21 protein-coding genes and 4 tRNA genes are annotated in these 24,955 nt (G+C 44.0%); 22 read left to right on the top strand and 3 right to left on the bottom strand.

Translation table 11 applies throughout. The annotated features are described in order from the left end of the window. The first annotated feature begins 63 nt into the window (after positions 1 to 63). From gldM to QZ323_RS07115, 5 genes are all read left to right on the top strand, one after another. Positions 64 to 1,629, top strand: coding sequence for a gliding motility protein GldM (gldM, locus tag QZ323_RS07135; RefSeq protein WP_294633921.1), 1,566 nt, complete (start codon positions 64 to 66; stop codon positions 1,627 to 1,629). Between the two features lie 58 nt (positions 1,630 to 1,687). Next, a complete protein-coding gene (gldN, locus tag QZ323_RS07130; RefSeq protein ID WP_294633920.1) occupies positions 1,688 to 2,707 on the top strand; it encodes a gliding motility protein GldN in 1,020 nt (339 codons plus the stop codon). 253 nt (positions 2,708 to 2,960) lie between these two features. Then, positions 2,961 to 3,518, top strand: a complete 558-nt coding sequence (locus QZ323_RS07125; protein WP_294633919.1) for a porin family protein — start codon at positions 2,961 to 2,963, stop codon at positions 3,516 to 3,518. Positions 3,519 to 3,667: 149 nt separating this feature from the next. Next, a complete protein-coding gene (priA, locus tag QZ323_RS07120) occupies positions 3,668 to 6,139 on the top strand; it encodes a primosomal protein N' (protein ID WP_294633918.1) in 2,472 nt (823 codons plus the stop codon). 189 nt (positions 6,140 to 6,328) lie between these two features. Beyond that, complete coding sequence (locus tag QZ323_RS07115) at positions 6,329 to 6,799, top strand: low molecular weight protein-tyrosine-phosphatase (RefSeq protein WP_294633917.1); 471 nt, start codon at positions 6,329 to 6,331, stop codon at positions 6,797 to 6,799. A gap of 86 nt (positions 6,800 to 6,885) precedes the next feature. On the opposite strand, the gene QZ323_RS07110 is transcribed toward QZ323_RS07115, so the two are convergent. Next, positions 6,886 to 8,946, bottom strand: a complete 2,061-nt coding sequence (locus QZ323_RS07110; RefSeq protein ID WP_294633916.1) for an HDIG domain-containing metalloprotein — start codon at positions 8,944 to 8,946, stop codon at positions 6,886 to 6,888. Between the two features lie 97 nt (positions 8,947 to 9,043). On the opposite strand from QZ323_RS07110, the gene gltX reads away from it, so the two are divergent. Together gltX and QZ323_RS07100 are read left to right on the top strand one after the other, a co-directional pair. Continuing rightward, the gene (gene gltX / locus QZ323_RS07105) at positions 9,044 to 10,561 is read left to right on the top strand and encodes a glutamate--tRNA ligase (protein WP_294633915.1); all 1,518 of its coding nucleotides are present in this window, start codon (positions 9,044 to 9,046) and stop codon (positions 10,559 to 10,561) included. A 92-nt stretch (positions 10,562 to 10,653) separates the two neighbouring features. Beyond that, positions 10,654 to 11,874: a glycosyltransferase N-terminal domain-containing protein gene (locus QZ323_RS07100; RefSeq protein WP_294633914.1), complete on the top strand. Its 1,221-nt coding sequence runs from the start codon at positions 10,654 to 10,656 to the stop codon at positions 11,872 to 11,874. A 169-nt stretch (positions 11,875 to 12,043) separates the two neighbouring features. On the opposite strand, the gene QZ323_RS07095 is transcribed toward QZ323_RS07100, so the two are convergent. Both QZ323_RS07095 and QZ323_RS07090 read right to left on the bottom strand, forming a co-directional pair. After that, positions 12,044 to 12,565 carry a gamma carbonic anhydrase family protein gene (locus QZ323_RS07095; RefSeq protein ID WP_294633913.1) on the bottom strand — a complete coding sequence of 174 codons (522 nt, stop codon included), beginning with the start codon at positions 12,563 to 12,565 and terminating at the stop codon, positions 12,044 to 12,046. Positions 12,566 to 12,597: 32 nt separating this feature from the next. After that, positions 12,598 to 14,379, bottom strand: a complete 1,782-nt coding sequence (locus QZ323_RS07090; protein WP_294633912.1) for an aminopeptidase P family protein — start codon at positions 14,377 to 14,379, stop codon at positions 12,598 to 12,600. Between the two features lie 490 nt (positions 14,380 to 14,869). On the opposite strand from QZ323_RS07090, the gene rpsU reads away from it, so the two are divergent. From rpsU to rpoB, 15 genes are all read left to right on the top strand, one after another. Next, the gene (rpsU, locus tag QZ323_RS07085) at positions 14,870 to 15,061 is read left to right on the top strand and encodes a 30S ribosomal protein S21 (RefSeq protein WP_294633911.1); all 192 of its coding nucleotides are present in this window, start codon (positions 14,870 to 14,872) and stop codon (positions 15,059 to 15,061) included. A 72-nt stretch (positions 15,062 to 15,133) separates the two neighbouring features. Further along, complete coding sequence (gene xerC / locus QZ323_RS07080) at positions 15,134 to 16,018, top strand: tyrosine recombinase XerC (protein ID WP_294633910.1); 885 nt, start codon at positions 15,134 to 15,136, stop codon at positions 16,016 to 16,018. Positions 16,019 to 16,034: 16 nt separating this feature from the next. After that, positions 16,035 to 16,334 (top strand): ribosome-associated translation inhibitor RaiA, encoded by a 300-nt coding sequence (raiA, locus tag QZ323_RS07075; RefSeq protein ID WP_294633909.1) that lies wholly within the window; start codon positions 16,035 to 16,037, stop codon positions 16,332 to 16,334. A 94-nt stretch (positions 16,335 to 16,428) separates the two neighbouring features. Continuing rightward, a tRNA-Thr gene (locus QZ323_RS07070) sits at positions 16,429 to 16,502 on the top strand. A 39-nt stretch (positions 16,503 to 16,541) separates the two neighbouring features. Beyond that, positions 16,542 to 16,624 (top strand) — tRNA-Tyr (locus QZ323_RS07065). 19 nt (positions 16,625 to 16,643) lie between these two features. Further along, a tRNA-Thr gene (locus QZ323_RS07060) sits at positions 16,644 to 16,715 on the top strand. A gap of 49 nt (positions 16,716 to 16,764) precedes the next feature. Continuing rightward, entirely contained in the window at positions 16,765 to 17,949 is a 1,185-nt protein-coding gene (gene tuf, locus QZ323_RS07055; protein ID WP_294633908.1) for an elongation factor Tu, read from the top strand. A gap of 54 nt (positions 17,950 to 18,003) precedes the next feature. Beyond that, positions 18,004 to 18,076 (top strand) — tRNA-Trp (locus QZ323_RS07050). Positions 18,077 to 18,090: 14 nt separating this feature from the next. Further along, a complete protein-coding gene (secE, locus tag QZ323_RS14450; protein WP_363174848.1) occupies positions 18,091 to 18,282 on the top strand; it encodes a preprotein translocase subunit SecE in 192 nt (63 codons plus the stop codon). 12 nt (positions 18,283 to 18,294) lie between these two features. Next, positions 18,295 to 18,837, top strand: a complete 543-nt coding sequence (nusG, locus tag QZ323_RS07045; RefSeq protein ID WP_294633907.1) for a transcription termination/antitermination protein NusG — start codon at positions 18,295 to 18,297, stop codon at positions 18,835 to 18,837. A 57-nt stretch (positions 18,838 to 18,894) separates the two neighbouring features. After that, positions 18,895 to 19,338, top strand: a complete 444-nt coding sequence (gene rplK, locus QZ323_RS07040; protein ID WP_294633906.1) for a 50S ribosomal protein L11 — start codon at positions 18,895 to 18,897, stop codon at positions 19,336 to 19,338. Between the two features lie 15 nt (positions 19,339 to 19,353). Beyond that, a complete protein-coding gene (gene rplA / locus QZ323_RS07035; protein ID WP_294633905.1) occupies positions 19,354 to 20,052 on the top strand; it encodes a 50S ribosomal protein L1 in 699 nt (232 codons plus the stop codon). Positions 20,053 to 20,067: 15 nt separating this feature from the next. Further along, positions 20,068 to 20,586 (top strand): 50S ribosomal protein L10, encoded by a 519-nt coding sequence (gene rplJ, locus QZ323_RS07030; protein WP_294633904.1) that lies wholly within the window; start codon positions 20,068 to 20,070, stop codon positions 20,584 to 20,586. Between the two features lie 47 nt (positions 20,587 to 20,633). Continuing rightward, the gene (gene rplL, locus QZ323_RS07025) at positions 20,634 to 21,011 is read left to right on the top strand and encodes a 50S ribosomal protein L7/L12 (RefSeq protein WP_294633903.1); all 378 of its coding nucleotides are present in this window, start codon (positions 20,634 to 20,636) and stop codon (positions 21,009 to 21,011) included. Positions 21,012 to 21,115: 104 nt separating this feature from the next. Then, a complete protein-coding gene (gene rpoB, locus QZ323_RS07020) occupies positions 21,116 to 24,928 on the top strand; it encodes a DNA-directed RNA polymerase subunit beta (protein WP_294633902.1) in 3,813 nt (1,270 codons plus the stop codon). Positions 24,929 to 24,955 lie beyond the last annotated feature (27 nt).

Below are 24,955 nucleotides of genomic sequence, written 5' to 3'. Positions count from 1 at the left end.
ACTCTTAATTCATACCTGTTAATCCCTAATTGTTAATTCATAACTCATAATTCATAATTCCTCATGAATATCAATCCGGACTCTCCGCGCCAGAAGATGATTAACCTGATGTATATCGTCTTGATGGCGTTGTTGGCACTAAACGTTTCGTCGGATGTGCTGAATGGTTTCTCGTTGGTCGACGAGAGCCTTTCGCGTACGACGGTAAATTCGACGGTGCAAAACCAGTCGTTGTATGACGGGCTTGCCGGTGCAAACAAGCGTAACCCGGAAAAAGTAGGACCTTGGTTTGAGAAAGCGGTACGCGTAAAGAACAACTCCGATTCGTTATATGCCTATGTCGACCAACTGAAACTGCGCATTGTGCGCGAGGCGGACGGGAAGGATGGCGACGTTGCCAATATCTCTAACCGCGAAGACTTGGAAGCAGCCTCTTTTATCATGCTTGCCCCTGGAAGCGGACAAGGTAGGGAGCTGTTTGACCGCATCAACCGATATCGGGAAGACATCCTCTCTCTGGTTGCCGACCCTGTGCAGCAGAAGATTATCCGTGAGAACCTGAGTACGGAAGTCCCGCGCAAAGTGTCGGCAGCAGGGAAGAACTGGCAGGAGTATATGTTTGAGAATACCCCTGTGGCAGCTGCCGTTACTTTATTGACCAAACTACAGAGCGATATACGCTATGCCGAGGGCGAAGTGCTCCACTTGCTGACGCAGAACACCGATGTGCAGGACGTGCGCGTGAACCAGTTGCAGGCATACGTCATTCCTACGTCGCAGAATGTCGTTCGCGGTAGTGTTTATAGTGGTCGTGTTATTTTGGCGGCTGTAGACTCTACGCAACGCCCATCCGTCTATATTGGTGGAGAGAAACAGCCGGACAGTGCGGAAGGCTGGTTCGAGACGGTCTGCAACCGTACGGGAGAGTTCTCTTTGGATGGTTATTTGGAGTTGGTGCAAGGCAATGGGGAGGTGCTTCGAAGGGATTTCTCCCAGAAGTATACCGTGGTGGAGCCTACCGCTACGGTATCTGCTACGATGATGAACGTGCTCTATGCAGGCTATGACAACCCTATCAGTATCTCTGTTCCGGGTGTTCCTGCCGGACAGGTCCAGGCGAGCATTGCCAATGGCAACGGTACGTTGAGCCGTACGGGGAACGGATACATCGCACGTCCTACGGCTATCGGTAAGGATGTAGTGATTCGCGTGACGGCATCGGTCGGCGGACGTACGCAGTCGATGGGAGATTACACCTACCGTGTGCGCCAGTTGCCGGATCCGTCGCCCTTTATCGAATATACTGAAGACGGGGCACCGAAGCGCTACCGCGGCGGGCGCGGATTGCCGAAGGCTGTCTTGATGAACACTCAGGGCATCGTGGCCGCCATTGACGACGGACTGCTGAACATCAACTTCCGTGTCTTGGGCTTCGAGACGGTCTTTTTTGACAATATGGGCAATGCTGTGCCGGAAGTCTCTTCGGGCGCATCGTTCTCTGCACGCCAGAAGGAGATGTTCCGCCGTCTTTCGCGTGGGAAACGTTTCTATATATCCCGGGTGCGTGCAGTCGGTCCGGACGGTGTGGAACGTCTGTTGCCTACTACGTTGGAAGTGATTGTGAATTGAGATCAGATATTGACTATAATAAAAGGAATAATACTATCTATAATAAGGTATAAGAACTATGAAACTCTCCTTGAAACTCGTGATAGTTGCCGCCCTGTGTATGCTGAACCTGTCAGCGGGGTGGGCACAAAGACAATATCCCGGTTCGGCAAACTTGCCGGACGACGTGATGTGGATGCGTGAAATCTATCGCACGCTGGACTTGACGAAGGACACTAATGGTGCCCTCTACTATCCAGTGGAGCCGCAAGGCAATCGGATGAATCTCTTCACCACTCTGTTCCGCCTGCTGGCGCAGAAAAAGATTCCGGCATATGAATACCAGCTGGATGGCACAGAGCGTTTTCAGAAAGATGCCGAGATCACTTTCCGTGATGTGTTGGACCGCTTTCAGATCTACTATGAGTTGAAGAAGGTGGCTAACCGCCGCGACAGCGTGCTCTCTCTCAGCAATAGCGACATTCCGTCGGCGGATGTGCTGAGCTATTTCATCAAAGAAGTATGGTACTTCGACCAACGTACTTCGACCTATGGTTCGGTGATAACCGCCATTTGTCCTGTGTTGCACCGTTCGGAAGAGTTTAGTTCGGAAAAGGTGAAGTTGCCTATGTTCTGGGTGAACTATAAAGATTTGGCTCCTTATCTGACGCAATCCAAAGTGGCTGTGAGCAACTATAACAATGCTGCAAACAGCACGTGGGACGATTTCTTCGCGGCGCGTCTCTACAAGGGCGATATCTACAAGACAACCAATCTGCAAAACCGCGTCCTGTCGCAGTACTGCACCACGGACAGTGCCTTGGTGAAGGAACAGCGGCGTATAGAGCAGGAGTTGGCGGACTTTGAAAAGGGGTTGTACGGTCGGGACCTCACCGCAGAAACAGATTCTGTTTCTGCAACTTCGGGTGCAAAAGTCTCTACGGTTAACTCCAAAAGGAAAGGACGTGACAATGCCGTCTCTGCACGAAGTAAAACTTCTTCTACTCCGAAGGCGAAAGCATCTTCAGATAAGTCCCAGTCGGTATCTAAGCGAGAGTCTGCAGCTCCCAGAGCGTCAGTCCGCAGGCAGCGCCATTAAACAAAATTGTTTCTTTTCTGTTCTTTTTTGGATTCTGTTTAAATTTTTTTTCAGTCTTCTTTTTAGAATTCTTTTTGAGGATGTTTTTCTGTTTTTATGAGGATCATAGCGGGCTATGTAACGAATAAAAGAGAAAAACAGACCGAAAAGAAACTCAAAACAAGCTGAATAAAAAACTTTTTGAAGAAAATTTGAACAGGTTCTAAGAATAAATGTATATATTTGCCCCCGATAAATTAAAAGAAAAAAGATTATGAAGAAGATTTTAAGTACTTTCGTTATAGCTGTATGCTGTATGTTTATGGCTATGCCGGTTCAGGCGCAACTCATTAAATGGGGTGTGAAAGGTGGTGTCAACATGACGAAGATAGATTGGGATGGCGGCTATAAGGGTAACAAGGAGAATTCTACCGGTTTCTTCATCGGTCCTATGGCTGAACTGACTATTCCTATTGTAGGTTTGGGGGTTGACGGTGCTGTGTTGCTTTCGCAAAGAGGCAAGGATGATCTTAAGCAAATAGGAGCGGAAGTGCCTATTAATTTGAAATATACGATTGGTTTGGGCAGCCTGCTGGGTGTTTATGTTGCTGCCGGACCCGATTTCTTCTTTGATTTCAAGAAGAAAGACAATATTGACCGCAAGGCACAGGTAGGACTTAACCTGGGAGTCGGTGTGAAACTGATCAAGCATTTGCAAGTAGGTGTCAACTATCAGTTCCCGATGGGAGACAGTTTCACATTGAAGAACGCCGTTGATGCTGTTGGCGCGAAGAACAAGACTTGGCAGATTTCCGCTGCTTATCTCTTCTAACCGGAACGGTATCGTATGAAATAAGCGAGGTTTTGTAGAACTATATTGAATCCACCGTATTGGGTCTATGTATCCGGTACGGTGGATTTGTGTATCTTTCGGCAGATACTTTCAGCTATTGGATACTTCTTCGTATCTTTGCCGTCACGATGAAAAAGTTTGCGGATGTCATATTGCCCTTGCCCTTGCCCCGTTATTTCACCTACTCTTTGCCCGAAGAGTGGGCAGACGAGGTGCAGATAGGTTGCCGCGTGGTCGTGCCGTTCGGACGGAAGAAGTTCTATACGGCAATTGTGCGCAACGTACATTATTTCAAGCCGGAAGAGTATGAGGTGAAAGACGTGTTGACGCTATTGGACGCCCGTCCGATATTATTGCCGGAGCAGTTCAAGTTTTGGGAGTGGCTGGCAGATTATTATCTCTGTACGCAGGGAGATGTGTATAAAGCGGCTTTGCCCTCCGGACTGAAGTTGGAGAGCGAGACGATGGTGGAATATAACCCTGATTTTGAGTCGGAAGTCCGCTTGCCCGAACGGGAACAGAAGATTCTGGATCTGCTTTCCGTCGCCCCTGAACAGTGCATCACCAAGCTGGAAAAGGAGAGTGGCATCAAGAATGTCCTTCCCATCATCAAGTCGTTGCTCGACAAAGAAGCCATCTTCGTGAAAGAAGAACTCCGCCGCACCTATAAACCGAAAACCGAGACCCGTGTCAGACTGACGGAGGCTGTGCGGAATGAGACGAGGTTGCAAATGCTTTTCGATGAACTGGCGCGCGCCCCGAAGCAGTTGGATCTGCTGATGAAGTACATCGAGTTGTCTGCCATTTTGGGAGGGGAGGGACTGAAGAACCTGCCTAAGGAGGTCACAAAGAAGGAGCTCCTGCTCCGCGCCGGTGCTTCACCCGCTGTGTTCAATGGCTTGGTGGAGAAACACATCTTTGAAACCTACCAGCAGGAAGTGGGGCGGTTGAACACTATGGTTCGAGACACCCTTCCGATGAATCCTCTGAATGAACACCAACAACGGGCTTACGACGATATTGTGCAGAACTTCCGTTCGAAGAATGTCTGTCTGTTGCACGGAGTGACTGCCAGCGGAAAGACGGAAATCTATATTCATCTGATAGAAGAAATCATCCGGCAAGGGAAACAGGTGTTGTACTTGCTTCCTGAGATAGCTCTCACTACACAGATTACGGAACGCCTGCAACGTGTATTCGGCAACCGTTTGGGCATATATCACTCCAAGTTTCCCGATGCTGAGCGGGTAGAAATCTGGCAGAAGCAATTGTCTGACAAGGGATATGACATTATCCTCGGTGTCCGCTCTTCCATCTTTCTTCCTTTCCGCAATCTGGGACTGGTGATTGTAGACGAGGAGCACGAAAATACCTACAAACAGCAAGATCCTGCCCCTCGTTACCATGCCCGTAATGCGGCAATTGTCTTGGCAACGATGTATGGTGCCAAGACCTTGTTGGGTACCGCCACCCCCTCCATCGAGACGTGGTACAATGCTTCCACCGGCAAGTACGGACTGGTGGAGCTGAAAGAACGGCATAAGGAAATACAACTTCCGGAAATCATTCCCGTAGACATCTACGAACTGCACCGCAAGAAGCGTATGAACGGTCCTTTCTCGCCATTGCTGTTACAGTATATCCGAGAGGCACTGGCGCAGAAGGAGCAGATTATCCTGTTTCAGAACCGCCGTGGCTTTGCCCCGATGATTGAGTGCCACACATGCGGCTGGGTGCCGAAATGCAAGAATTGCGATGTCAGCCTAACCTATCATAAAGGCCTGAACCAATTGACTTGTCACTATTGCGGTTATACCTATCAGTTGCCTCGCCAATGTCCCGCCTGCGAAGGCACCGACCTACGTAACCGCGGTTTCGGGACGGAGAAGATAGAAGATGATATCAAAGCCTTGTTTCCGGAAGCTACGGTAGCTCGCATGGATTTGGATACCACCCGTACCCGTTCGGCATACGAGCGCATCATCGCAGACTTCGAACAAGGCAAGACAAATATCTTGATCGGTACGCAGATGGTCTCTAAAGGACTGGACTTTGCCCATGTCAGCGTGGTCGGCATACTGAATGCGGATACGATGCTGAACTATCCCGACTTCCGCTCTTATGAGCGCGCCTTCCAGTTGATGGCTCAAGTGGCGGGGCGTGCCGGACGGAAGAACAAACGTGGGCGGGTTATCCTGCAGACTAAGAGCATCGATCATCCCATTATCTCCCAAGTCATCCATAATGACTTCGAGCAGATGGTGTCCGGACAACTTGCCGAGCGTCAGATGTTCCATTATCCGCCCTATTACCGTCTGGTCTACGTCTATCTGAAGAACCGTAACGAACAGTTGCTCGATCTGATGGCGCGTACTATGGCGGATAAATTGCGTGCGTTCTTCAGCAGTCGTGTGCTGGGACCGGACAAACCACCCGTTGCTCGCATACAGACGTTGTTCATACGCAAGATTGTGGTGAAGATAGAGTATAATGCTCCCATGACACGTGTGCGCGAACTGTTGGTACAGGTGCAGAAAGAGATGGTGGCGGAAGATCGCTTTAAGTCGCTCATTGTCTATTATGACGTGGATCCGATGTAAGGTTCCAATTTGTCGGACTCCCCTGGATTTTGTGTCCGAATCCCCTGGGCTTTGTGTCGGATTCCCCTGGGGTTTTCCAGACAAATGCGGGGCAATTTCCCGGCAAACCCCTGGGGTTTCGGTAGCAAATGCGACGGCTTTTTTGTAGAAAACTTCTATCTTTACGCTCTAAAATGTAAAAACGTACTTATGAAACCTCGTAAAATACTTTTCGTATGCCTCGGCAATATCTGTCGTTCCTCTTCTGCCGAGGGAGTGATGAAACATTTGCTGGAAGAAGCCGGACTGGAAAATGACTTTGTGATAGACTCCGCCGGTATCCTTTCCTATCACCAAGGGGAGTTGCCGGACAGCCGGATGCGTGCACATGCCATTCGTAGAGGATATGACCTTACCCATCGTTCGCGCCCTGTACGGACAGAAGATTTCTACAATTTCGATTTAATCATCGGTATGGACGACCGTAATATAGATGATTTGAAAGAGCGCGCCCCTTCTGTCGAATCATGGAAGAAGATTCACCGTATGACGGAGTATTGCACCCGTTTTACCTATGCCGACCATGTTCCCGACCCATATTATGGAGGTGCTGAGGGCTTCGAGTATGTCCTCGACCTGCTTGAAGATGCTTGCGCCGGACTATTGGAAAGCTTGAGGTAGGGCTATTATAAAGAATTTACCGGAAATCAGAAGGGATTATCGGCCGATAACTCCTTCTGATTTCCGGTAACTCTTTTCTCTACGAACTATCTTTTGAGTTCAGGATAGCTGATGCGCGTATGATAAATGGTTGTCAGTTTCTCTTTGAATACCGATTTAATAATGGCAATATCCTTGAAGGTAATGGGACATTCCTTGAAATATCCCTCTTCCAATTGCGAATCTATGATCTTTTCCACCAAGTTGTTGATACTCTCCTCCGTATATTCAGGCAGACTGCGGGAAGCCGCTTCCACGGCATCCGCCATCATCAATATGGCTGTTTCGCGAGTAAACGGGTTCGGACCGGGATAAGTGAACATTTCATCATTCGGCTCTTCGTCCGGATGTTCGTTTTTCCATGAGATATAGAAATATTTTGTTTTCCCCCTGCCATGATGGGTACAGATAAAGTCCTTTATCACCTTAGGCAGATTGTTCTTCTCTGCCAATTTCAGTCCATCCGTTACATGTCCGATAATGACTTGTGCACTTTGTTCGTAGCTGAGGTTCTTGTGAGGATTGATTCCTCTTGACTGGTTTTCGGTGAAGAATACCGGATTCTCCATCTTGCCGATGTCGTGGTATAAAGCACCGGTACGCACTAACTGGCTTTTGGCACCGATACGGTTGGCTGCTTCTGCGGCAAGGTTGGCGACTTGCATGGAGTGTTGGAAGGTGCCTGGAACAGTCTCGGACAAACGACGCAATAGCGGATTGTTGATATTGGAAAGTTCCACCAATGTTACATTGGACGTAAAACCGAAAGTCTTTTCCAGCAGGAACAGCAGCGGATAGGCAAATAGCAGCAACACGCCGTTCGCTATAAAATAGGTGTACATACTACCATTCAGCTTCGACAAATCATTTTCTGTAATCAGTTCAAAAGAAAAGTAGACGGCAGCATAAGTGAGTATCACCAATACCGCTGTCCGGAACAACTGCGAGCGTTGCGACAACTCACGCAGGCTGAATATGGCAACAAGCCCTGCCGACAGTTGCAACAAGATGAATTCATGCGGAAAGCGCAGACAGATGGAACAGATCAGTATAGTGACCGTATGCGTAAGGAATGCCGTGCGCGAATCAAGGAATATGCGGATGATGATAGGCAACATGGCGTACGGAAGGATGTAGACATTATAGATATTATGTGTAACCATGAGAGCAGTCACCACGCAATAGAATACGATGATGCAGAACTGTAGTGACAAGCTACCTTTATGTTCGTAATAATCTTTGCGGAATAACTCCAGATAGAGCATGAAACATAGGATGAATACACCGACAAATAGTATCTGTCCTGTCAGTATCAGCCTTTTTTGTCCGATGGATTCACTACGCTGGATGGATTCCTTGCGCAGACTTTCGAGGATGTTGTAGGTTTCTTTGGTAACGATCTCTCCTCGGTCGATGATTTTTTGTCCACTGACAACAATGCCATTTGCCCAAGCATAATTGTCGAGGATTTCCTTCCTCGCCGTTTCTGTCCGTTGTTCGTCATACGTCAGGTTGGGGTATAAGTATTCATTGAGGGCGCATTGCCGCAATATATGCGGAGAGTAGTGTACGGTATCTGCCGTTAGCAGGTAGGAATAGGCCTCTTTCACGGAATACAATTGTTCGGTGGCGCGTTGGTTGGCAAGCTTGTCATCGATCACCATGATGGAAGCGGTACTGTCTTCCTGTAGCTTGTCGAGCCCTTCGGTGGAGACGATTCCTGCTTTATATATTTCAGATAATGTTCTTTCTATATGACGCATATAGTCCGTAGAGGGTACAATGTCGTGCAGATGAGTTTGATAATCGTTCTTTAACCTGCTGAGTACACTCTTCTCTATGCTTTTGTCCAGTTGATAGTAAGGCTGGAACGTGGCGAGTATGCTGTCTTGTTCTCGCTTGACGATGGCATCTTCCTTATAAATGGGGAATTCAAAAGTTGCCATCAACTGACCGTATTTCCATGGCTTGTTTATGTCGAACTGATAGTTGAACTTGCCGTCACGCGGCAGAAAGTAAACAATAGCAGCCACTGTGCCGATAAAAATGAGCACTTTGTATAGCAAATCTCTATAAGAAAAGTTTTTCTGAGGTCTATATTTATTCATATCGGTTGAATTTTTTGCGAAAAGTACAAAAAAAAACAATAGTGTGGAAAAAAAGATTTAATTTTGCCATCTAATTATCTCATAATTGATGCATAATATGACAGAAAGAAGAGTCCGAGTTCGTTTTGCTCCCAGTCCCACGGGAGCGTTGCACATCGGTGGTGTGCGTACGGCATTATACAATTATCTTTTTGCACGCCAGCATGGAGGCGATTTGATTTTCCGTATTGAAGATACTGACAGTAACCGATTTGTACCGGGAGCGGAAGAGTATATATTGGAGTCCTTCAAGTGGCTGGGTATTCATTTCGATGAAGGAGTAAGTTTTGGAGGAAACTATGGCCCGTACCGCCAGTCCGAACGTCGCGATATATACAAGAAGTATGTGAAACAGTTGCTCGATGCCGACAAAGCCTATATCGCTTTCGATACTCCGGCAGAATTGGATGCCAAGCGTGCTGAGATTGCCAACTTTCAGTATGATGCCTCTACGCGTATGCAGATGCGCAATTCGCTGACACTGCCCAAAGAAGAAGTGGATGCATTGATTGCCGAGGGTAAGCAATATGTAGTCCGTTTCAAGATAGAACCTAATGAAGACGTGCATGTCAACGACCTTATTCGTGGCGAGGTGATCATAAACTCCTCTATTCTTGATGATAAAGTGCTTTATAAGTCGGCAGATGAATTGCCTACTTATCATTTGGCAAATATCGTAGACGACCATTTGATGGAAGTCTCCCATGTGATTCGCGGTGAAGAGTGGTTGCCTTCGGCACCATTGCATGTATTACTTTATCGTGCTTTTGGTTGGGAAGAGACGATGCCTGCTTTTGCCCATCTGCCTTTGTTGCTGAAACCAGAAGGAAACGGCAAATTGAGCAAGCGTGACGGTGACCGTCTCGGTTTCCCGGTGTTCCCGTTGGAATGGCATGATCCGAAGACAGGTGAGGTATCTTCCGGATACCGTGAATCGGGATATCTGCCCGAAGCTGTCATCAATTTCTTGGCTCTGTTGGGTTGGAATCCGGGAAATGACCAAGAAATCATGTCGATGGAAGAACTGGTGAAACTGTTCGACCTGAGCCATTGCAGCAAATCGGGAGCTAAATTTGACTTTAAGAAAGGTATCTGGTTCAACCATGAATATATTTTGTCGAAGCCGGATCAGGAAGTTGCGGAACTCTTTATTCCCATACTGAAAGAACATGGTGTGGAAGTTCCGTTTGAGAAAGTTGTAACGGTAGTGGGGATGATGAAGAATCGCGTGAGTTTCGTACGTGAGTTGTGGGAGACATGTAGTTTCTTCTTTGTCGCTCCGACTGAGTACGACGAGAAAACGGTAAAGAAACGCTGGAAAGAAGATTCTGCACGTTGCATGACTGAGTTGATGGAGGTCTTGGCAGGCATTGAAGATTTTAGCATCGAAGGTCAGGAGAAGATTGTTATGGACTGGATTGCTGAAAAGGGATATCATACAGGAAACATCATGAATGCTTTCCGGTTGACACTGGTAGGCGAAGGGAAAGGTCCGCACATGTTCGATATCTCCTGGGTATTGGGCAAAGAAGAGACACTGGCACGTATGAAACGTGCGATTGAAGTACTGAAATAAATCGAAGAGTGGAAATAGGGACACGCCATCCGGTGGTTGTGTCCATTTTCTGTTTTTTTTCTTCGATTCTTAATTCTTTAGATTTAATGAGTATGCTTTACGACCTTGCGATAGGCATCTACGATCTTTTGGTGCATCTGGCGGCTCCGTTCAGCCGTAAACCCCGTAAGATGATGAAGGGGCACTGGGTGGTGTATGAACTTCTCAGGCAGCAATTGGAAAAAGACGTCCGTTATATATGGTTTCATGCTGCTTCTTTGGGCGAATTTGAACAGGGACGTCCTCTAATAGAGAAGATACGTGCCAAATATCCGGATTACGGTATTTTATTGACGTTCTTTTCCCCTTCGGGATACGAAGTGCGCAAGAATTATCGGGGGGCGGATGTCGTGTGTTACTTGCCGTTTGATAAGTCTCGCAATGTGAAGAAATTCCTGGATATAGCTAATCCTTGCATGGCATTCTTCATTAAATATGAATTCTGGAAGAATTATTTGGCTGAATTGCATAGGCGTCGTATTCCGGTATATAGCGTTTCGTCTATATTTCGTCGTGGACAGATTTTTTTCAAATGGTATGGTGGTACTTATCGCCATGTATTGCGCAATTTTGATCATCTGTTTGTTCAGAACGAGCGTTCAAAACGTTATCTGAGCAAGATAGGCATTAATCGTGTAACAGTGGTGGGCGATACGCGCTTTGACCGTGTGTTGCAGATACGCGAGGAGGCAAAGGACCTGCCTTTGGTAGAGTTGTTCAAGAACAATACGATGACTTTCGTTGCAGGAAGTTCCTGGCAGCCGGATGAAGATTTGTTCATTGAATATTTTAACAATCATCCGGAAGTGAAGCTGATAATAGCTCCGCATGTGATAGACGAAAACCATCTGGTGGAGATTATCCGTAAACTGAAAAGGCCTTATGTGCGTTATACCCGTGCGGATGAAAAGAATGTATTGAAGGCGGATTGCTTGATAATTGATTGTTTCGGTTTACTCTCTTCCATCTATCGTTATGGCGAGATTGCCTATATCGGCGGAGGTTTTGGTGTGGGTATCCATAATACGCTGGAAGCGGCTGTCTATGGCATTCCGGTAATATTTGGTCCTAAATACCAGAAATTTATGGAAGCTGTTCAACTGATAGAAGCCAAAGGGGCTTTCTCTATCAAGAGCTATGAGGAATTGAAGGAATTGCTCGACCGGATGTTGACAGATGAGGCATTTCTGCATGAGGCGGGTGCGAATGCCGGACATTATGTTACGAGCAATGCCGGAGCAACGGATAAGGTGCTGGGCATGATTAATTTCTGAGAAAGGAATTAGGTCGGTTGAGGAGCTTTTAAGAGTTGCGTTCCCCTTTTAAAGCCGAAGGATATAGATTGTTGAAATGATGATGGTGATAAGGTGATAATGGTGATAAAACGATAATGAATTGTCGTTCTATCACCATTATTATTTTCCTTTTTGTCACTACATTTGTCTATTCATCTTTTTTGTACCAGTCAGAGTACATTAAATAGTTATGTGCTATCTTTTGGTTCAGTTCTTTAGCTTGGGCGGGATCTACTTTTTTGATAAATTTGGCAGGTACGCCGCCCCAAATGCTTCCTGGTTCGATGATAGTGTTACTCAGAACCAATGAACCGGCAGCGACAATGGCGCCTTCACCCACTACGGCATGGTCAAGCACTGTTGCTCCCATTCCCACTAAAGCATAGTCTTTGATTGTTGCTCCGTGGATAGTCACGTTATGTCCTATGGAAACATTGTCGCCTATTTCAATGGTTGACTTTTCATATAAGGTATGCAGTACACTGCCGTCTTGTATGTTCACTCCATTGCCGATACGGATGGAATTAACGTCTCCGCGTAATACAGTGCTGAACCAAACGCTACAGTCTTTTCCCATTTTGACATCTCCGATGATTACGGCATTGTCTGCTAAAAAGCAGTTGTCTCCGAATTCAGGAGTGAAACCTCGTACTGATTTTATTAGTGCCATTTCTTTTATACGATATGATTAATGGTTGAATTTTATAAGTTACTTGTTGCTTCCTTTAACCAGGCTTGCTCCTCTTTGTTTAGGCTGGGCGATAATTTTTCATATACCATCTGATGATACTTGTCGAGCCATTCTATTTCCTCTTTGGTCAACAGGCTTTTGATAATACCTTTCTTGCAGATGGGGCAAAGGGTAACTGTCTCGAATTGCAGGTAATCGCCGAACATGCCTTTACCCGCGGGAACTACTAATACGAGGTTCTCTGTACGCACTCCATGACTGCCTGCCTTGTATATTCCCGGTTCATTGGAAGTCAGCATTCCTAATTGCAGTACCACGGGGTTTTCGTTCATGCGGATGCTTTGGGGACCTTCGTGCACATTCAGGAAATGTCCGACGCCATGTCCGGTACCATGCAGATAGTTCATGTTTCGTTGCCATATCGGCATGCGTGCCAGAACATCCAACTGTGCTCCCCGTGTACCGGCGGGGAATTTAGCCATTGCCAGTGCAATGTGTCCTTTCAGTATCAGGGTATAGTCCGTTTTTTCTTCTTCTGTCAGGTCGCCCAATGCGATGGTACGCGTAATGTCGGTCGTACCGTCCAGATATTGTGCGCCGGAGTCTAATAGCAGGAACCCTTCTGGTTTCAACGGAACATCCGTTTCTGGTGTGGCTTCGTAATGCACGATGGCTCCATGTTCTTTGTATCCGGCGATTGTATCGAAACTTTCACCCATATATAAATCCTGTTCTGCCCGGAAGCCATGCAATTTCTTGTCGATGCTGATTTCGGTCTCTTCACCAGACGGAACGGCTTCTTCCAGCCATTTCAAGAATTTCACTAAGGCTACTCCATCCCGTTGCATGGCGGCATGTATTCCGTTGATTTCCTGTTTATTGCGGATGGCCTTCAGCGGAGTGACAGGCGAAGTACCGCAAATAATCCTGCAAGCCGGATTAACTGCTGAATATACAGCATAGTTTGTTTTAGCTGGGTTGATGAGGATACTCTCCACTTGAATCTGCCGGAGGTAAGTCTCCACTTCTTCATAAGGGTGTATGCTTACTTTGGCATTTTTCAGATACTCAGCAACTTCGGCAGTAATCTTTTTCGGTTGGATGAAGTAATGTATGCTTTGTTCTTCAATCAGCAGGTAGCTTACGAGTACGGGATTGCAATGTACGTCGTTTCCACGCAGATTCAGTGTCCATGCTATTTCGTCCAAGGCGGAGAGAAGTAGTGCCTGCGCATTGTTTCTTTTCAGCTCTTCGCGGATGATGGCTATTTTTTCTATACAACTTTTTCCGGTATATTTGGTTTCGTGGATGAAAGCGGTAGCTTCCGGCATCGGTGGACGGTCAGACCATAATTTTTCGATAGGATCAGAAATACTTTTTATGTCTATCTCGTGTTTCTGCAGTTCGGAACGCAGATTCTCCACTTCTTCTGCGGAAAACATTTTCCCGTCGATGCCGACCGTATCTCCTGCATTTAGTTGTGTGCATAAGAATGTGGAAATGCTCGGTGTCTCGGGTAACATCTCTTTATAAAGTTCTATTTCCGTCTTTTCCAACTGTTGGGCGGCTTGCAGGAAATAGCGTGAGTCTGTCCAGAGTCCGGCTTTGTCAGTAGTGACGACAACAGTCCCTGCAGAACCTGTAAACCCTGAAATCCATTCACGGGATTTCCAATGGGGAGCGACATATTCGCTCAGATGTGGGTCTGTGCTAGGTATGATAAAAGCTTGTATGCCTTCATTCTTGAGTAATGCCCGTAGGGCTTGAATCCGATTATTTATTGTCTGGCTCATACGATATAAAGTTTAGTATATATAATAAGGTGTAATATTCTCCTCAAAGATAAAAACTTTCTTTGGATTTTCTGTAGTGTGCTGCACTTAATCTGCTTTTATGTTGCGCCTCTTTCTTAGAACTTTAATTTTGGAATAGAAACCTATCAGTATGCTGCATGATGAATCTTATTTTGTGATTTTTATCTTATATCTTTACGAAATGTCCCCAAAGACTCCGCCTGACTGAGGGTGTTTGAATGAATCTCTGAGTGAATGCCTTTGACTCAGAGGTTGAAAGGCATTCACTCAGGAATCATTTGTTCCATCTTTGTCTGCTCCTTATATGGATACAATGGCAGCCACTCCAGCTGAAAAGCAAATGCAAAGAGCCGTGTGTTTTTTGCTGTTTTTTTGCAGAAAGTTTTGTGAATTAAGAAACTATGTGTAATTTTGCCGCTCAAATTAATCGTGATGTTTTTTTAATCCATTAAATTTTAATAAAAAGAAAATGATTGTAGTACCTGTAAAAGAAGGCGAAAACATTGAGAAAGCGCTGAAGAAGTTTAAAAGAAAATTTGAGAAAACTGGTATCGTTAAAGAATTGAGAAGCAGACAGCAGTTTGATAAACCGTCTGTAGTAAAGAGACTTAAGAAAGAACGTGCCGTTTACGTACAACAACTTCAGCAAGTAGAAGAATAATAATTCGTAGAATCTCTTGAATTATTGATTTCTTTTTCATACATTCGTTGCATGATTTAGATGTAGCGATATATGTGGTTGACAAACTCTTTTTTTGATTATCTTCAATATGAACGGTGTTATTCTGAAGAAACTATAAAAGCCTATCGGGAAGATCTCCGTCAATTTGAAGAGTTCGTTAAAGGGGAAAATGAAAATTTGAATCTTATAGAAGTAAAGGCTGAACATGTTCGTGAATGGATTGTTTCATTGATGGATAAGGGATATACTTCTACTTCGATAAATCGGAAGTTGAGTTCGCTTAGATCGTTCTATAAATTTCTTTTGCGGAAAGGTGAAGTGACGGTAGATCCGTTGCAGAAAGTGACAGGGCCTAAGAATAAAAAGCCGTTACCTGTCTTTCTGAGAGAGAATGAAATGAACAAATTGCTGGACGAGGTTGATTTCGGTGAAGGATTTAAAGGGTGTCGTGATCGTATGATTATTGAGATGTTTTATGCTACGGGTATGAGACTCTCGGAATTGATAGGATTGGATACTTGCGATGTGGACTTTTCTTCTTTACTGATTAAAGTGACGGGAAAACGAAACAAACAGCGGTTGATACCTTTTGGCGAAGAGTTGAAAACGTCAATGATGGAGTATGTCAATGTGAAGAACGAGTCAGTCTCGGTATGCTCGGATGCTTTTTTTGTCCGGGAAAACGGAGAACGTCTTTCTCGCAGTATCGTAGAAAATATTGTGAAACGAAACTTGTCGAAAGTGGTAACGTTGAAAAAACGTAGCCCTCATGTGTTGAGGCATACTTTTGCTACGGCGATGCTAAATAATAATGCAGAGCTTGGAGTAATCAAGGAGCTTCTTGGACATGAAAGTTTGGCAACTACGGAAATATATACGCATACTACTTTTGAAGAGCTTAAAAAAGTGTATAACCAGGCTCATCCTCGAGCCTAAAAGTAAGGAGGTAAGTATGGAAGTAAGAATTCAATCAATTCACTTTGATGCGTCAGAGCAATTGCGATCTTTTATTCAAAAGAAGGTTGTAAAATTGGAGAAATATTACGATGATATAAAGAAAGTGGAGGTGTCATTAAAGGTAGTTAAACCAGAAACAGTAGAAAATAAGGAGGCTGGCGTAAAAGTAATCGTTCCTAATGGCGAGTGTTACGCAAGCAAAGTCTGCGACACGTTTGAAGAAGCTGTAGATTTGAGTGTCGAAGCTTTGGAAAAACAACTGGTTAAGTACAAGGAAAAACAACGAAGCAAATAAAAAAGTCGCTAAAATTTTGCGGAAACAAAATAAATGTCTAAATTTGCAGCCGTTTCGCTCGGGATAGAACGGACGGTTGCTTTTTTAAATTGTTGCCTCTTTAGCTCAGCTGGCCAGAGCACGTGATTTGTAATCTCGGGGTCGTTGGTTCGAATCCGACAAGAGGCTCAAAAGAAAATGAAGGGAAGACTTTATTTTGAAATGGAAGGGCAAATACCAGAGTGGCCAAATGGGGCAGACTGTAAATCTGCTGGCTTACGCCTTCGGTGGTTCGAATCCATCTTTGCCCACGCTTATTTTTTTCTCCTTGCTGTTATAGCTCAGCGGTAGAGCACTTCCTTGGTAAGGAAGAGGTCCCGGGTTCAAGTCCCGGTAACAGCTCATAAATTGTAAATGCTGATTATTAATCAAATAAATAACAAGTAAAGCTATGGCTAAAGAGAAATTCGAACGTACCAAACCGCACGTAAACATTGGTACTATTGGTCACGTAGACCACGGTAAAACCACGTTGACTGCTGCTATCACTACAGTGTTGGCAAAGAAAGGTCTTTCAGAAGTTAAGTCTTTCGATCAGATTGATAACGCTCCTGAAGAAAAAGAAAGAGGTATTACTATCAATACTTCTCACGTGGAGTATGAAACAGCTAATCGCCACTATGCACACGTTGACTGTCCGGGTCACGCTGACTATGTAAAGAACATGGTTACCGGTGCTGCTCAGATGGACGGTGCTATTATCGTAGTTGCTGCAACTGATGGTCCGATGCCTCAGACTCGTGAGCACATCTTGTTGGCTCGTCAGGTAAACGTACCGAAACTGGTTGTGTTTATGAATAAATGCGATATGGTTGACGACGAAGAAATGTTGGAGCTCGTTGAAATGGAAATGCGCGAACTGTTGGCTGCATATGAATTCGACGGTGACAATACTCCTATTATCCGTGGCTCTGCTTTGGGTGCACTGAATGGTGTTGAAAAGTGGGAAAATAAGGTGATGGAATTGATGGATGCTGTTGATAACTGGGTTCCCCTGCCTCCGCGTGATGTTGATAAACCGTTCTTGATGCCGGTTGAAGATGTATTCTCTATTACTGGTCGTGGTACTGTTGCTACTGGTCGTATCGAAGCTGGTGTTATCCATGTAGGTGATGAGGTTGAAATCCTTGGTTTGGGTGAAGACAAGAAGTCAGTTGTAACTGGTGTTGAAATGTTCCGCAAATTGTTGGATCAAGGTGAAGCTGGTGATAACGTAGGTCTGTTGCTCCGTGGTATCGACAAGAATGAAATCAAACGTGGTATGGTTCTTTGTAAGCCGGGTCAGATTAAGCCTCACTCTAAATTCAAAGCTTCTATCTATGTTTTGAAGAAAGAAGAAGGTGGTCGTCACACTCCGTTCCATAACAAATATCGTCCTCAGTTCTATTTGCGTACTATGGACTGTACAGGTGAAATTTCTCTTCCGGAAGGAACTGAAATGGTAATGCCTGGTGATAACGTAGAAATCAATGTAGAATTGATTTACCCGGTAGCCTTGAATGTAGGTCTGCGCTTCGCTATTCGTGAAGGTGGTCGTACGGTAGGTTCTGGTCAGATTACAGAAATTCTTGACTAATCATCAGATAATTAATCAGTTCTCGGTATTGTACCGGGAACTGATTATGTTCACACGGGAGTAGCTCAGTTGGTAGAGCACCGGTCTCCAAAACCGGGTGTCGGGAGTTCGAGCCTCTCCTCCCGTGCTAATATTTTTGAAATGAAGAAGATTGTAGCTTATATTAAAGAAACTTACGACGAACTTGTACATAAAGTGTCGTGGCCTACTTATTCTGAACTTACTAACAGTGCAGTAGTTGTTTTATATGCTTCCCTGCTAATTGCATTGGTAGTATTCGCGATGGATTTTTGTTTCCAGAATCTAATGGAGAATGTAGTTTATCCAAATTAAAAATGAGGAAAAATGTCTGAGATTGAAAAAAAATGGTACGTTTTGCGTGCTATTAGCGGAAAAGAAGCTAAGGTAAAGGAATATCTTGAAGCTGACATTAAAAACAGTGACCTTGGTGAGTACGTGTCTCAGGTATTGATTCCTACCGAAAAGGTTTATCAGGTTCGCAATGGTAAGAAAATTGTGAAAGAGAGAAGTTATCTCCCTGGTTACGTTTTGGTGGAGGCTGCTTTAGTAGGTGAGGTCGCTCACCACTTGAGAAATACTCCTAATGTGATTGGTTTCTTAGGGGGATCGGATAAACCTGTTCCTTTGAGACAATCGGAAGTGAATCGTATACTTGGTACGGTGGATGAATTACAGGATGCTAGTGAAGAACTGAGTATCCCGTATGTAGTCGGTGAAACTGTGAAAGTAAATTATGGTCCATTCAGTGGATTCAGTGGTATCATTGAAGAAGTGAACACTGAGAAGAAAAAGCTTAAGGTCATGGTGAAAATATTCGGTCGGAAAACTCCGCTCGAATTGGGCTTTATGCAAGTTGAAAAAGAATAAAGCAGGTGTTACGCTGTGATATTCTTTATTAATGTTTATATATAAATCAATAAAAAAATGGCTAAAGAAGTTGCTGGACTAATCAAATTACAGATTAAAGGAGGCGCGGCAAATCCATCACCTCCCGTTGGACCTGCCTTGGGTTCGAAGGGTATTAATATTATGGAGTTTTGCAAGCAATTCAACGCCAGAACCCAGGACAAAGCAGGAAAGATTCTTCCTGTAATTATCACTTATTATGCAGATAAGTCTTTTGATTTTGTAATCAAGACTCCTCCTGTTGCTATTCAGTTGCTGGAAGTAACTAAGGTAAAGAGTGGTTCTGCTGAGCCAAACCGTAAGAAAGTTGCCGAGATTACTTGGGAACAGGTTCGTACAATTGCTCAGGATAAATTGGTTGATTTGAACTGTTTTACTGTAGATGCTGCCATGAAAATGGTTGCTGGTACGGCTAGAAGTATGGGTATCGCTGTAAAAGGGGAATTCCCGGTTAATAACTAATAAACTTCAATTAGAATGGGTAAACTGACAAAAAATCAAAAGTTGGCTGCAGAAAAAATTGAAGCAGGGAAAGCATACTCACTGAAAGAAGCTGCATCCTTGGTAAAGGAAATCACTTTCACCAAGTTTGATGCTTCACTGGATATTGACGTACGTTTGGGTGTTGACCCGCGTAAGGCAAACCAGATGGTGAGAGGTGTTGTATCACTTCCTCATGGTACGGGTAAAGTCGTACGCGTATTGGTGCTTTGTACGCCTGATGCTGAAGCTGCTGCTAAAGAAGCTGGAGCTGACTATGTTGGTCTTGATGAATATATCGAAAAGATCAAAGGTGGATGGACTGATGTTGATGTGATCATCACAATGCCGTCTATCATGGGTAAAATTGGTGCACTTGGTCGTGTGCTCGGTCCTCGTGGATTGATGCCTAACCCGAAGAGTGGTACTGTGACTATGGATGTTGCTAAAGCTGTTAAGGAAGTAAAACAAGGTAAGATTGACTTCAAGGTTGATAAAAACGGTATTGTTCATACTTCTATCGGTAAAGTATCATTTAGCCCTGAGCAAATTCGTGATAATGCGAAAGAGTTCATGTCTACTTTGATCAAGTTGAAACCGACTGCAGCCAAGGGTACATATATTAAGAGTATTTATCTTTCTAGCACAATGAGTGCAGGTATCAAGATTGACCCGAAATCAGTAGAAGAAATCTAATAAAACGGAGTAATAATGAGAAAGGAAGATAAAAGTACGATTATTGAGCAGATTGCTGCTACAGTAAAGGAATATAATCACTTCTATTTGATTGATATCACTGCAATGGACGCTGCTGCAACAAGCGCGTTGAGAAGAGAATGTTTCAAATCTGACATCAAGTTGATGTTGGTGAAGAATACATTGCTTCACAAAGCATTGGAAGGATTGGAAGAGGATTATTCTCCGCTTTATGGTTGCTTGAAAGGTACTACAGCTGTTATGTTCTGTAATACTGCCAACTTGCCTGCAAAGTTGATCAAAGCAAATGCTAAAGATGGTATTCCCGGACTGAAAGCTGCTTATGCAGAAGAAAGCTTCTATGTTGGTGCAGACCAATTGGATGCTCTCGTTAGTATCAAGAGTAAGAATGAAGTTATTGCCGATATCGTTGCTTTGTTGCAATCACCGGCCAAGAATGTTATCTCTGCTCTTCAATCAGGTGGAAACACCCTTCACGGAGTTCTCAAAACTCTTGGTGAACGTCCCGAATAAAATTTTCATAAACAAATTAGTAATTAAACAATTAAAATCATACAAAAATGGCAGATTTGAAAGCTTTTGCAGAACAATTAGTTAACTTGACAGTAAAAGAAGTTAATGAACTTGCAACTATCCTTAAAGAAGAATATGGTATTGAACCTGCTGCTGCAGCTGTTGCAGTTGCTGCTGGTCCTGCAGCTGGTGGTGCAGCAGCCGCTGACGAAAAAACGTCCTTTGATGTAGTATTGAAGAGCGCTGGTGCAGCTAAACTTCAGGTTGTTAAGGCCGTTAAGGAAGCTTGTGGTCTTGGCTTGAAAGAAGCTAAGGATATGGTAGACGGTGCTCCTAGCGTAGTTAAAGAAGGTTTGGCTAAAGACGAAGCAGAATCATTGAAGAAAACATTGGAAGAAGCTGGAGCTGAAGTTGAACTTAAATAACATTAACCTGTAAATCAGGTAATTCGGTTAAGAACCCTCCTCATAAGGGTTCTTAACCTTTTTGTGTATATATTTAAAATTAAGTTCTACAAATCCATTAACAGATGTCTTCAAATACTGTAAACCAAAGAATTAATTTTGCTTCGACTAAAAATCCACTTGAATATCCGGATTTTTTGGAAGTACAATTGAAGTCATTCAAAGACTTTTTACAACTGGATACTCCACCCGAAAAACGTAAGAATGAGGGACTGTATAAAGTATTTGCTGAAAACTTCCCCATTGCCGATACAAGAAACAATTTTGTGCTTGAGTTTTTGGACTACTATATTGATCCGCCGCGTTATACCATAGATGACTGTATAGAGCGAGGGCTTACTTATAGTGTACCTTTGAAAGCAAAATTGAAGTTATACTGTACCGATCCTGATCATGAGGATTTTGATATGGTTATTCAGGATGTATTTCTCGGTCCTATTCCTTATATGACGGATAAAGCGACATTCGTCATCAATGGTGCGGAGCGTGTTGTCGTATCACAGCTTCATCGTTCTCCAGGTGTATTCTTCGGCCAGAGTGTACATGCTAATGGTACCAAACTTTATTCTGCCCGTATCATTCCATTCAAGGGTTCGTGGATTGAGTTTGCTACTGACATTAATAACGTCATGTATGCGTATATTGACCGTAAAAAGAAGTTGCCAGTCACTACTTTGCTGAGAGCCATAGGTTTTGAGAATGATAAAGATATTCTCGAAATTTTCAATTTGGCTGAGGATGTTAAAGTCAATAAGACTAATCTGAAGAAAGTCTTGGGACGTAAGTTGGCAGCTCGTGTTTTGAAAACATGGATTGAAGATTTTGTAGACGAAGATACCGGTGAAGTTGTTTCCATTGAGCGTAATGAGGTGGTGATTGACCGTGAAACAGTGATTGAGCCGGAACATGTTGACATTATTTTAGAGTCAGGGGTTTCGAACATTCTAGTACATAAAGAAGAACCGAATCAGTCTGACTACTCTATTATATATAATACACTACAAAAAGACCCCAGTAACTCAGAGAAAGAGGCTGTGCTGTACATCTATCGTCAGTTGCGTAATGCAGACCCTGCTGATGATGCCAGTGCACGCGAGGTTATCAATAACCTTTTCTTCTCTGAAAAGAGATATGATTTGGGAGATGTTGGTCGTTATAGAATCAATAAGAAATTGAACTTGATGACTGATATGGATATACGCGTTTTGACGAAAGAAGATATCATTGAAATCATTAAGTATTTGATTGAATTGATCAACTCAAAAGCTGATGTGGATGATATTGACCACTTGAGTAACCGTCGTGTGCGTACTGTAGGTGAGCAGTTGTCAAATCAGTTTGCCATTGGTTTGGCTCGTATGTCTCGTACCATACGTGAACGTATGAATGTTCGAGATAATGAGGTGTTTACTCCTATTGATTTGATTAATGCCAAGACCATTTCTTCTGTAATCAATTCATTCTTCGGAACAAACGCGTTGTCTCAATTTATGGACCAGACGAATCCGTTGGCTGAAATTACGCACAAAAGACGTATGTCTGCCCTTGGTCCTGGTGGTTTGTCACGTGAACGTGCCGGTTTTGAGGTACGTGACGTACACTATACTCACTATGGGCGTCTTTGTCCGATTGAAACACCGGAAGGTCCGAATATTGGTTTGATTTCTTCTTTGTGTGTATTTGCTAAGATTAATGAATTAGGTTTCATAGAGACTCCGTATCGTAAAGTTGAAAATGGTAAAGTAGACTTGTCTGATAATGGGTTGGCTTATTTGACAGCAGAGGAGGAAGAAGGCAAGATCATTGCTCAAGGAAATGCACCTTTGAATGATGATGGAACTTTTATCCGTGATAAAGTAAAAGCTCGTCAGGATGCCGATTATCCTGTGGTTCCTCCAGCTGAAATCGAATTGATGGATGTTTCTCCTCAGCAAATTGCATCTATTGCTGCATCTTTGATTCCTTTCTTGGAACACGATGATGCTAACCGTGCGTTGATGGGATCAAACATGATGCGCCAGGCAGTACCTTTGTTGAAGAGTGAAGCTCCTATTGTCGGTACAGGTATTGAGCGTCAGTTAGTACGTGATTCCCGTACTCAAATCACGGCTGAGGGTGATGGTGTGATTGACTTTGTTGACGCTACCACTATTCGTATTTTGTATGATCGTACGGAGGATGAGGAATTTGTAAGCTTCGAACCGGCATTGAAGGAATATCGTATTCCGAAATGGCGTCGTACGAATCAGAATATGACGATTGACCTTCGTCCGATTTGTGAGATTGGGCAGCGTGTGACTAAAGGGCAGATTTTGACCGAAGGATATTCTACGGAAAAGGGTGAATTGGCCTTGGGTAAAAACCTTTTGGTTGCTTACATGCCTTGGAAAGGTTATAACTATGAGGATGCTATCGTATTGAACGAACGTGTGGTTCGTGAAGATATATTGACTTCTGTCCATGTAGAAGAGTATTCACTGGAAGTTCGCGAAACAAAACGCGGTATGGAGGAATTGACTTCTGATATTCCGAATGTGAGTGAAGAAGCAACTAAGGATTTGGATGATAATGGTATCGTACGTGTTGGTGCTTGTATCCAGCCAGGAGATATTCTGATTGGTAAAATTACTCCGAAGGGGGAATCAGATCCATCTCCGGAAGAAAAATTGCTTCGTGCTATTTTCGGTGACAAGGCAGGTGATGTGAAAGATGCTTCTTTGAAAGCCTCTCCTTCTTTGAAGGGTGTTGTTATCGATAAGCGTTTGTTCTCACGTGTTATCAAAAGTCGTAGTTCTAAATTGGCAGATAAGGCTTTATTGCCGAAGATTGATGATGAGTTCGATACCAAGGTTGCTGCGTTGAAGAGTGTTCTTATCAAGAAATTGTTGAAACTGACGGAAAACCATACGTCAGAGGGCGTTAAAGATTACATGGGAACTGATGTAATTTCAAAAGGTGCTAGATTCTCAGCTTCTGATTTCGGTGATTTGGATTTTACTTCTATTCAGTTAAGTAATTGGACAAGCGATGCACGCATCAATAATATGATTCGTGATTTGGTGATGAATTTCATCAAGAAATATAAAGAACTGGATGCCGAATTGAAACGCAAGAAATTCGCCATTACTATTGGTGATGAGTTGCCTGCAGGTATTATTCAGATGGCGAAAGTTTATATTGCGAAGAAACGTAAGATTGGTGTAGGTGATAAGATGGCAGGTCGTCATGGTAACAAAGGTATTGTTTCCCGTGTTGTTCGCCAAGAAGATATGCCGTTCCTTGCTGATGGTACTCCGGTAGATATCGTTTTGAATCCGTTGGGTGTGCCTTCTCGTATGAATATCGGTCAGATTTTTGAGGCCGTATTGGGTAGTGCCGGTAGAAAATTGGGCGTAAAATTTGCGACACCTATTTTTGATGGAGCTACGTTGGATGATTTGAATGAGTGGACAGATAAGGCCGGCTTGCCACGTTATGGTAAAACCAAGTTGTATGATGGTGGTACGGGCGAACCATTTGACCAGTATGCTACAGTGGGCGTTACCTATATGTTGAAATTGGGTCACATGGTTGAGGATAAGATGCATGCACGTTCTATCGGGCCTTATTCTTTGATTACTCAGCAACCATTAGGTGGTAAAGCGCAGTTTGGTGGTCAACGTTTTGGAGAGATGGAGGTTTGGGCACTTGAGGCATTCGGTGCTGCTCACATTTTGCAGGAAATTTTGACTATTAAGTCTGATGACGTTGTTGGTCGTTCTAAAGCTTACGAAGCAATCGTGAAGGGTGAACCGATGCCGCAACCTGGTATCCCCGAATCGTTGAATGTATTGTTACATGAGTTGAGAGGCTTGGGACTTAGCATCAACTTGGAATAATTATAAGATTGGTAGTTGGGAGTAATT

It is taken from the genome of uncultured Bacteroides sp., assembly GCF_910585845.1.
Lineage (GTDB): Bacteria > Bacteroidota > Bacteroidia > Bacteroidales > Bacteroidaceae > Bacteroides.
Note: the sequence above shows the minus strand (reverse complement) of the source record. Positions and strands in the feature narration are given on the sequence as shown.